The organism is Streptomyces palmae (genome assembly GCF_004684805.1).
Taxonomy (GTDB): domain Bacteria; phylum Actinomycetota; class Actinomycetes; order Streptomycetales; family Streptomycetaceae; genus Streptomyces; species Streptomyces palmae.
Genome location: NZ_SRID01000549.1, coordinates 1 through 3,158 on the forward strand (window position 1 = coordinate 1; position 3,158 = coordinate 3,158).

At 76.2% G+C, this 3,158-nt stretch carries 1 protein-coding gene; it reads right to left on the reverse strand.

The features are described from left to right. Positions 1-3,048: beta-ketoacyl synthase N-terminal-like domain-containing protein (locus E4099_RS30705; protein ID WP_425348288.1), on the reverse strand; the 3,048-nt coding region annotated here is incomplete at its 3' end. Positions 3,049-3,158: the final 110 nt, after the last annotated feature.

Consider the following 3,158-nt stretch of genomic DNA (forward strand, 5'->3'; position numbering starts at 1 on the left):
GGGTGCGGCCTGCTCCAGGATGAGGTGGGCGTTGGTGCCGCTGATCCCGAAGGAGGAGACGGCGGCTCGACGGGGCCGGTCCAGTGCGGGCCAGGGGGTGGTCTCGGTGAGCGGGGCGAGGGCGCCGGTGGTCCAGTCGATGTGGGGTGAGGGCTCCCGCAGGTGCAGGGTCTTGGGCAGTACGCCGTGCCGGAGGGCCATCACCGTCTTGATGAGCCCGGCGACGCCCGCGGCGGCCTGGGCGTGGCCGATGTTGGACTTCAGTGATCCCAGCAGCAGTGGCCGGCCCTTGGGGCGGTCCTGGCCGTAGGTGGCGAGCAGTGCCTGGGCTTCGACGGGGTCGCCGAGCGGTGTGCCGGTGCCGTGTGCCTCGACGGCGTCCACGTCGGCGGGGGTGAGTCCGGCCGCGGCCAGCGCGGTGCGGATGACGCGCTGCTGGGCGCGGCCGTTGGGGGCGCTCAGCCCGTTGCTGGCACCGTCCTGGTTGATGGCGGAGCCGCGGATGACGGCGAGCACCGGGTGGCCGTTGTCGCGGGCGTCGCTCAGGCGTTCCAGCAGCACCATGCCCACGCCCTCGGCCCAGGCCGTGCCGTCGGCGTCCGCGGAGAAGGGCTTGCACCGCCCGTCGGGTGCGAGCCCGCGCTGGCGGCTGAACTCGACGAACATGCCGGGGCCGGCCATCACGGTCGCCCCGCCGGCCAGGGCGAGGGTGCACTCGCCGCTGCCGAGTGCCCGGGCGGCGAGGTGTACGGCGACGAGTGAGGAGGAGCAGGCGGTGTCGACGGTGACGGCCGGCCCTTCCAGGCCGAGGGTGTAGGCGATGCGGCCGGAGGCGACGCTGGGGGTGGTGCCGGTCAGCAGGTAGCCGTCGAAGCCGTCGGTCGGCTCGTGCATCCGGGGGCCGTACTCCTGGGCGGTGGCGCCGACGAAGACGCCGACCCGGTCGCCGCGCAGGGCCGCCGGGTCGAGTCCGGCGCGTTCCACCGCCTCCCAGGAGGTCTCCAGCAGCAGCCGCTGCTGCGGGTCCATGGCCAGCGCCTCACGCGGCGAGATGCCGAAGAACTCCGCGTCGAAGTCGCCGGCCCGGTGCAGGAAGCCGCCGTCGCGGACGTAGGTGGTGCCGGGGTGGTCCGGGTCGGGGTGGTAGAGCGCGTCGAGGTCCCAGCCGCGGTCGGTGGGGAATCCGGAGACGGCGTCCACGCCGTCGCCGGCCAGCCGCCACAGGTCCTCGGGGGACCGTACGTCGCCGGGCAGCCGGCAGCTCATGGCGACGATGGCGATGGGCTCGCCGGCCGCCTGGTCCGGGGCGTGGCCGCCCAGGGTGTCCTGGGGCAGGCCCAGGGCCAGTGCCCGCAGCCGGTGGGCGAGGGCGGCCGGGGTGGGGTGGTCGAACACCGCGGTGGCCGGCAGCGGGAGCCCGGTGGCCTGGGCGATCCGCTCGATCAGCTCGACGGCGGTCAACGAGTCGAAGCCCGACTCCCGGTAGGTGCGGGCTGGATCCACCGCCTCCTTGGCGGTGTGCCCCAGGACGGCGGCGGCGTGCGCGCGTACCAGGTCGAGGGTGGCGCGCTCCTGTTCCGCGGCGGACAGCCCGCGCAACCGCCGGGCCAGCGGCGGCACGGTGCTCACGGCGGTCGCGGTCCCGTCCGCGGGGCTCGGGGCGTCGTCCTCGGCGGGCTGGTCCCGTCGGGGCGGGGCGGCCCCGGTGGCGTCGGCGGCGGCCGGTTCGGGCCAGTAGCGGCGGCGTTGGAAGGCGTAGCCGGGCAGTGCGATCCGCCGGGCGTCGCGGCCGTGCAGCACGGCCTCCCAGTCGATGGCGACGCCGTGCGCGTGGAGGGTGGCCAGGGCCCGGGTGAGCGCCTCGGGCTCGGGACGGTCGGAGCGCAGGGCGGCGATCGGTACGGCCGTGGGCGCGGCGCCGGGCGGCGTGTCGGTGAGGCTGTGCCGGCTGAGGGCGGCCAGGCTGCCGTCGGGGCCGATGTCCAGCAGGACGTGTACGCCGTTGTCGCGCAGCCAGCGCAGCCCGTCGTCGAAGCGCACGGCCTGGCGTGCGTGCCGGACCCAGTACTCCGGGGAGCACGCCTGGTCGGCGGTGAGCGGGCGTCCGGTCAGGTTCGAGAGCACCGAGCGGGTCGGCGGGCGCAGCGTCAGGCCCTCGACGACCTCGCGGAAGTCGTCCAGCATGCCGTCCATGTGCGGGGAGTGGAAGGCGTGGCTGACCCGCAGCCGGGTGGTCTTCCGGCCCTTGGTCCGCCACAGCCGGGCCACCTCCCGTACGGCGTCCTCGTCGCCGGAGACGACGGTGGACCGGGGGCCGTTCACGGCGGCGATGGCGAGGCTTCCGGGCGTACCGTCGAGGGAGGCCATGACCTCCTGTTCCGAGGCGCGTACCGACACCATGGCGCCGCCCTCGGGGAGGGCCTGCATCAGTCGGCCGCGGGCGGCCACCAGGGCGGCGGCGTCGGGCAGCGAGAGGACTCCGGCGAGGTGCGCGGCGGCGAGTTCGCCGACGGAGTGGCCGAGCAGGTGGTGCGGGGTCACCCCCCAGTGCTCGAAGAGCCGGTACAGGGCCACCTCGACGGCGAAGAGAGCGGGCTGGGTGAAGGCGGTGTGCTGGAGCAGTCCGGCCTCGGTGGATCCCGCCGGCGCGAAGAGCACCTCCCGGATCGGGCGGGTCAGCCGCGGGTCCAGGGCGGCGCACACCTCGTCCAGGGCGGTGGCGAAGACCGGGTGGCGGCCGTGGAGTTCACGTCCCATGGCGGCGCGCTGGCTGCCCTGTCCAGGGAGGAGGAAGGCGAGCTCGCCGGGGAGGGCGTCCCCCTGGACCACCGCGGGGTGGGCCTCGGAGCGGTGCAGCGCGTCCAGTCCGGCCAGCAGTTCGGTGCGGTCGGCGGCGATCACCACGGCCCGGGAGCGCAGGGGGGTGCGGGTGGTAGCCGCGGAGTGGGCGGCGTCGGCCGGCCGGATGTCCGGGTGGGCCCGCAGCAGTTCGGCGAGCCGACCCGCCTGGGCCGGCAGGGCGTCCGGCACCGCGGCGGACAGGGGCACCGGGACGGCGGCCGAGGCGGCGGTCCCGGACTCCGGCCCGACCGGAAGCCCCGCAGAGGCAGCGGACCCGCACTCCGCCCCGCCCGAAGGCGCGGCGGAGGGGGGTGGGG